Annotated in this window: 4 protein-coding genes; 2 read left to right on the top strand and 2 right to left on the bottom strand. The window is 65.8% G+C overall.

Annotated features, from left to right (window positions below):
• Positions 1 to 623, top strand: a 623-nt coding sequence (locus tag EOC06_RS10725; protein ID WP_245469478.1) for an aldo/keto reductase, incomplete at its 5' end; no start/stop codon positions are given.
• Here the strand turns inward: EOC06_RS10725 and mutS are convergent.
• On the bottom strand, positions 624 to 3353 hold the full coding sequence (gene mutS / locus EOC06_RS10720; protein ID WP_128307709.1) for a DNA mismatch repair protein MutS: 2730 nt from the start codon (positions 3351 to 3353) through the stop codon (positions 624 to 626).
• Between the two features lie 213 nt (positions 3354 to 3566).
• Between mutS and EOC06_RS10715 the strand changes: the two genes are divergently transcribed.
• On the top strand, positions 3567 to 5846 hold the full coding sequence (locus EOC06_RS10715; RefSeq protein ID WP_128307708.1) for an NADP-dependent malic enzyme: 2280 nt from the start codon (positions 3567 to 3569) through the stop codon (positions 5844 to 5846).
• 33 nt (positions 5847 to 5879) lie between these two features.
• On the opposite strand, the gene EOC06_RS10710 is transcribed toward EOC06_RS10715, so the two are convergent.
• Positions 5880 to 6581: an antitoxin Xre/MbcA/ParS toxin-binding domain-containing protein gene (locus tag EOC06_RS10710; RefSeq protein WP_128307707.1), complete on the bottom strand. Its 702-nt coding sequence runs from the start codon at positions 6579 to 6581 to the stop codon at positions 5880 to 5882.
• Positions 6582 to 6948 lie beyond the last annotated feature (367 nt).

The raw sequence follows: 6948 nt of genomic DNA, 5'->3' as shown, positions 1-6948 counted from the left end.
ACGAGACCTTCCTGGTCTCGAAAGTTCTGCCGTCGAACGCTTCACGCGCGGGCGTGCAGCGCGCCTGCGAAAACAGCCTGAAACGCCTGCGCACCGACCGCATCGACCTCTATCTCTTGCATTGGCCCGGCAGCGTGCCTCTGACCGAAACGGTCGCGGCTTTCGAGACCTTGAAAAAGGCTGGCAAGATCCGCCACTGGGGCGTCAGCAATTTCGACACCGACGAGATGGAAGAGCTGATTGGCGTGCCCGATGGCGGCAATGTCCAGACCAACCAGGTGCTTTACAATCTGGTCCGGCGCGGCCTCGAATTCGACCTGGCGCCCTGGAGCCGGCAGCGCAACATTCCGCTGATGGCCTATTCGCCGGTTGAGCAGGGCGCGTTGGCGCGCAATGCCAGGCTCGACGCGGTCGCCGCTCGCCACGATGCGACCTCCGCGCAGATCGCCTTGGCCTGGGTGGTGCATCAGGAGGGCATCATCGCCATCCCGAAGGCCAGCAGCCGGGAGCATGTCCGCCAGAACATCGCGGCGCTCGACATCAAGCTGACGCCGCAGGACATCGCCGATCTCGACCGCGCCTTCCCGCCACCAGCGCGCAAGCGCGGGTTGGAGATGATCTGACTATGTCCCCGCCAGCCCCTTCAGCCGGTAGAGTGCTTCCAGTGCCTCGCGCGGCGTCATCTCGTCGGGATTGATCTCGCCGAGCGCCGCCCCCAGCGCATCGCTTTTGGGCGGCTTCGGCGCTTCCCGCTTCACCGCCACCGAAAACAGCGGCAAATCGTCCACCAGCCGGTTCGTCTTGCCCGAAACCTCACCTTCCTCAAGCTGGTGCAGCACTTCCTTGGCCCGGTCGACCACCGCTTCCGGCAGGCCGGCCAGCCGTGCCACCTGCACGCCGTAGGAGCGGTCGGCGGCCCCCTTGCCGACCTCGTGCAGGAAGACGACGTCGTTTTCCCATTCCTTGACCCGCATGGTCACGTTGGAGAGCCGCGCCAGCTTGCCGGCCAGCGAGGTCATTTCGTGAAAGTGAGTAGCGAAGATCGCCCGGCAGCGGTTCTTCTCATGCAGATACTCGACCGCCGCCCACGCGATCGACAGGCCGTCGAAAGTGGCGGTGCCGCGGCCGATCTCGTCGAGGATAACCAGTGCGCGCTCGCCGGCCTGGTTGAGGATCGCCGCCGTCTCGACCATCTCGACCATGAAGGTCGAGCGGCCGCGCGCCAGATCGTCCGAGGCGCCGACCCGCGAGAACAGCCGGTCGACGACGCCGATATGGGCCGATGTCGCCGGCACGAAGGAGCCGGTCTGGGCCAGGATGGCGATCAGTGCGTTCTGCCGCAGGAACGTCGATTTGCCGCCCATGTTGGGGCCGGTCAGGAGCCAGATCGCGCCGTTCCTGGCGCTGCCCTCCGGCGACAGGTCGCAATCATTGGCAACGAACGGGCCTTCGCCCGAACGGCGCAAGGCCTGTTCGACCACCGGATGCCGCCCGCCCGTAATCTCGAAGGCAAGGCTCGAATCCACCACCGGCCGGCACCAGGCTTCGCTTTCCGAAAGCAGCGCGAGCGCCGCCGACACGTCGAGCACGGCCAGCGCATCGGCGCCGGCACGGATCTTTTCCGCCTCGCCAACCGCTTCCGCCGTCAGCGCCTCGAAGGCGGTCAGTTCGATGCTCAGCGCCCGGTCGGCGGCATTGGCGATCTTGGTCTCGAGTTCGGCAAGCTCGGTCGTGGTGAAGCGCATGGCGTTGGCCATGGTCTGGCGGTGGATGAAGCGCGCCTTGGCGCCATCGCTGCCGGTCATCACCGCATGATGGTTGGCGGTCACCTCGATATAGTAGCCAAGCACATTGTTGTGCCGGATTTTCAGCGAGCGGATGCCGGTCTCGTCGATCAGCGAGCGCTCCAGCCCGGCGATCACCTTTCGCGATTCGTCGCGCAGCGCCCGCATCTCGTCGAGATCGGCATGGTAGCCGCCGCGCAAGAAGCCGCCATCGCGCTTGAGCAGCGGCAGTTCGTCGCCCAGCGCCTGGGTCAGATGCTGGGCCAGCGCCTGGGGCAGAGCATGGATGGCGGCGAGTGCCGCCGCAAGTTCCGGGGGCAGGGCGGTCGCGGCAAAGATTTCGGCGATCGCGCCTGCCGCCTCGAAGCCGGCGCGCAGCGCGCCAAGGTCGCGCGGCCCACCCCGGTTGAGCGCCAGCCTCGACAGTGCGCGCGGCATGTCAGCAACGCTCTTCAGGCTCGACCGCACCGCCTGGCAGAGCCGCGTTTCGGAACGGAAGAACGACACCGAATCCAGCCTGGCGCCGATCGCAGCCGGGTCGGTCAGCGGCGCCATCAGCCGGTCGGCGAGCAGCCTTGCGCCGCCGCCGGTCACCGTGCGGTCGATCGCCTTGAACAGCGACCCTTCGCGGCTGCCCGACAGTGTGCGCAGCAGCTCGAGATTGCCGCGCGTCGCCGGATCGATGAACAGGGTCGAGCCCTGCTCTTCGCGCTCGGGCCGCGACAGCGGCGGGCGCTCGGCCTTCTGCGTCTTCTCGACATAGGCGATGGCGCCAGAGATCGCCGACAGTTCGGCGCGCGAAAAGGCGCCAAAACTATCCGGCGTCGCCACATCGAAGAAGCGGGCGATGCGTCCCGTGGCCGAGGCCGAATCAAACAGCGACGGCGGCTGCGGGCTGGCGACGCGGCCGAGCACGTCGAACACCGGTTTCAACTCCGGATCGTGGAACACCGGCTCGGCAACGATCAGTTCGCGCGGATCGACTCGGAAGATGTCGGCCAGCAGCCGGTCGGCGGTGGTGTCGGTGACGCGGAAGGCGCCGGTCGAGATGTCGATCCAGGCCAGCGCGAAGGAGTGGTCCGCTCCGCCTTTCACCCGCCCCAGTGCCATCAGGAAGCTCGATTCCGAGGGCGCCAGCAATTTGTCCTCGGTGATGGTGCCCGGTGTCACCAGCCGCACGACGTCGCGGCGCACCACCGATTTGCCGCCGCGTTTCTTGGCCTCGGCCGGATCCTCGATCTGTTCGCAGACGGCGACGCGGAAACCCTGGCCGATCAGCTTCTGCAGATAGTCGTCGGCGGCATGCACCGGCACCCCGCACATCGGGATGTCGAGCCCTTGATACTTGCCGCGCTTGGTCAGCACGATGCCGAGCGCCCGGCTCGCCTTCTCGGCGTCGTCGAAGAACAGCTCGTAGAAATCGCCCATGCGATAGAACAGCAGCGAATCGGGGTTCGCCGCCTTGATCTCGATAAATTGCTCGATCATCGGCGTGGCGCCGGCGTGGACGGTCGGCGCCGGCGTCATCGCCTCGGGGGCGTCTGGCTCGTTCGGGCTGTGCATGTTCATGCGCGGCACGCTAGCAGATGTGATGATGCGGTTTAATGCCGGCGCTTCGAAAAACAGGGGACGACTGGACGGCAGCTTGTCCGCAATTGCCGATGCGGACGGCGATTCCCGCGCGCTGGCGGTTTACACGCGGCGGCGCGTGGTCTTAATTCGGACCGAAACAAAGCACCCGCTTCAAGGAGGTGCCGCACCGGTGAGGAAATCAAGAACATCATGGCCAGGAAAACCGAGAACAGCGGTCCGTCCGTCAGCGCGCAGGAAGCGCTCGAATTCCACGCCATGGGTCGGCCGGGCAAGCTGGAGGTCGTCGCCACCAAGCCGATGGCGACGCAACGCGACCTCAGCCTCGCCTATTCGCCTGGTGTCGCGGTTCCGGTCCTGGCCATCGCCGAGGACCCCAGCCGCGCCTTCGACTACACGACGCGCGGCAACATGGTCGCCGTCATCTCCAACGGCACGGCTATCCTCGGTCTAGGCAATCTCGGCGCGCTGGCCTCCAAGCCGGTGATGGAGGGCAAGGCGGTGCTGTTCAAGCGCTTCGCCGATGTCGATTCCATCGACCTCGAGGTCGACACCGAGGACGCCGACGAATTCATCAACTGCGTGCGGTTCCTCGGGCCCTCTTTCGGCGGCATCAACCTCGAGGACATCAAGGCGCCGGAGTGCTTCATCATCGAGCAACGCCTGCGCGAGTTGATGGACATTCCCGTCTTTCACGACGACCAGCACGGCACCGCCATCATCTCGGCCGCCGGCCTGATCAACGCGCTGGAGATCACCGGCCGCGACATGAAGACCACGAAGATGGTCTGCAACGGCGCTGGCGCCGCCGGCATCGCCTGCATCGAGCTGATGAAGGCGATGGGCTTTGCGCCGGAAAACATCATCCTGTGCGACACCAAGGGCGTCGTTTTCCAGGGCCGCACCGAAGGCATGAACCAGTGGAAATCGGCGCATGCGGTCAAGACCGAGGCGCGCAGCCTCGCCGAGGCGCTCGACGGCGCCGACGTCTTCCTCGGCCTCTCCGCCAAGGGCGCGCTGACCACCGCCATGGTGCAGTCGATGGCCAAGAACCCGATAATCTTCGCCATGGCCAATCCCGACCCGGAAATCACGCCGGAGGAAGTGGCCGAGATCCGCACCGACGCCATCATGGCCACCGGTCGTTCTGATTACCCCAATCAGGTCAACAACGTGCTCGGCTTCCCCTACATCTTCCGCGGCGCGCTGGATGTCAGGGCAACCACGATCAATGACGACATGAAGATCGCCGCCGCGCAGGCGCTGGCGGCGCTGGCGCGCCAGGATGTGCCCGACGATGTCGCCGCTGCCTATCAGGGCAACCGGCCGAAATTCGGCCCCAACTACATCATCCCGGTGCCGTTCGACCCGCGCCTGATCTCGGCCATTCCGATCGCGGTCGCCAAGGCGGCGATGGATTCAGGCGTCGCCCGCAAGCCGATCCTCGATCTCGACCGTTACGCGCAGGAGCTGTCGGCCCGCCGCGACCCGATCGCCTCGACCCTGCAGCGCATCTACGACCGGGTGCGCCGCCAGCCCAAGCGCATCGTCTTCGCCGAGGGCGAGGAGGAGCAGGTCATGCGTGCCGCCGTCTCCTATGTGAACCAGAAGCTCGGCACCGCCATCCTGCTCGGACGCGACGACGTCATCAAGGAGAACGCCAAGCACGCCGGCATCGACCTCAACAAGCAAGGCATCGAGATCATCAATGCAAGGTTGTCGCGCCGCAACGGCATCTACACCGACTATCTCTACGAGCGCATGCAGCGCAAAGGCTTCCTGTTCCGCGACTGCCAGCGGCTGATCAACAACGATCGCAACCACTTTGCCGCCTGCATGGTGGCGCTGGGCGACGCCGACGGCATCGTCACCGGAGTCACCCGCAACTATTCGACCGCGCTCGACGACATCCGCCGCGTCATCGACGCCAAGCCCGGCCACCGCGTCATCGGCGTCTCGATCGTGCTGGCGCGAGGCAAGACCGTGCTGGTCGCCGACACCGCCGTGCACGATATGCCGAATGCCGAGCAGATCGCCGACATCGCCGAGGAGGCCGCGGGCTTTGCCCGCCGCATGGGTTATGAGCCGAGGCTCGCCATGCTCGCCTATTCCACCTTCGGCCATCCACAGGGCGAGCGCTCCGAACGCGTCCAGGAAGCGGTGCGCATCCTCGACAAGCGCCGCGTCGATTTCGAATATGACGGCGAAATGGCCGCCGACGTGGCGCTCAACGCGCGGGCCATGGCGCAATATCCGTTCATAAGGCTGACCGGCCCGGCCAATGTGCTGATCATGCCGGCGTTCCACTCGGCCTCGATCTCGACCAAGATGCTGCAGGAACTCGGCGGCTCGACCGTGATCGGCCCGCTGCTGGTGGGACTGAACAAGCCGGTTCAGATCGTGTCGCTGAACGCCAAGGACTCGGACATCGTCAACATGGCGGCGATCGCGGCGTATACGGCGGGGACTTGAGCGGCGAGCCTTAGCGGTGAGTCCGGGAGGCGTTCAGCCCGGCGCGAACACGCGCGCGGCCTCGACGACCTCGTCCACCTGATCCTGCCGCAGCAAGTCGATCGGGACGCGGCCGTCGAGCTGCGCCGAGGGGCGAGTCAGCCACAGCCACACCAGTCTGGGATTGCTGATCAGCGACAGCACGTCGCGAATGCCCGCTACCGGCCGGCCGTCGACGAACTGCGCCAGCGGGAAGACATGTTTGCGGCCGCCCTTGCGCAAGGCGATGACCTCGCCCCGCCGCTGCCAGCGGTGCAGGGTCGAGCGGGCGATACGCAAATTCTCTTCCAGATAGGTCGAGCCGGCGACGCGGCCCGCCCAGTCCTCGATCAGCATCGATTCGAGATCGTCGGATTTTGGCAGCGAAGGAGGCTCGACATCGGCCAACGGGGTCGTCGGCGGATTGATCACGCCGGCTATACCGGCTTCGCTGCGGCGCGCGGCTTCCGCCGCCAGCGCGCGCACGAATTTCGAGGCCAGGCCGGGCAGGTCGGTATGGATGGCGTCGATAGCGCGCTGGTGCTTCGGTGACAGCAAGGTGACGGCGGACGCTATGCTGCCGGCGATTTTGCCGACCGAGACCATGGTGGGCTTGTTGATGGTCTCGTCATAGTGGGCAAGCGCGCGTTCGACGTCTTCGGCGACCATCTCGGCGAAGTCGTCCTGCTTGAGGCCCTGGATCTGAAATCTGTTCATACATCTGTCTTCTGGGCCGCGCTCTCCTCCCACAGCTGCGGCCGGCTTTTGAATCTCTAGAGCGTAAAGCGGAAATCGCGACGGCAACAGATGCTGCGGCCCGACAGCTCGCTGTCTTGCATTTCTTGACATCCCAACTGGCTGTTGGCGCCCCGAAAGGTCAGTCGCGGGGCGCCAGATTGCGTGTAGGTGCGATGTGTGACAGCCGCGCGACGGTGAGAAGCGGAGGCGGCCTTCCCTTCTCCCCCTGTGGGAGAAGGTGGATTGGCGCGCAGCGCCAAGACGGTTGAGGGGTGTTGGACGGAGTACCGTCAGTGCCAAGCTGGAGCACCCCTCATCCGTCGCCTTCGGCGACACCTTCTCCCAC

The sequence above is a fragment of the Mesorhizobium sp. M7A.F.Ca.MR.362.00.0.0 genome (genome assembly GCF_004023175.1).
Lineage (GTDB): Bacteria > Pseudomonadota > Alphaproteobacteria > Rhizobiales > Rhizobiaceae > Mesorhizobium.
The sequence above is the reverse complement of the archived record's forward strand: the minus strand, read 5'-3'. Positions and strand labels throughout refer to the sequence as shown.

Bases quoted from the DNA above. Each gene is read 5' to 3' on its own strand.
- mutS (WP_128307709.1), bottom strand. From the start codon at position 3,353: ATGAACATGCACAGCCCGAACGAGCCAGACGCCCCCGAGGCGATGACG.
- EOC06_RS10715 (WP_128307708.1), top strand. From the start codon at position 3,567: ATGGCCAGGAAAACCGAGAACAGCGGTCCGTCCGTCAGCGCGCAGGAA.
- EOC06_RS10710 (WP_128307707.1), bottom strand. From the start codon at position 6,581: ATGAACAGATTTCAGATCCAGGGCCTCAAGCAGGACGACTTCGCCGAG.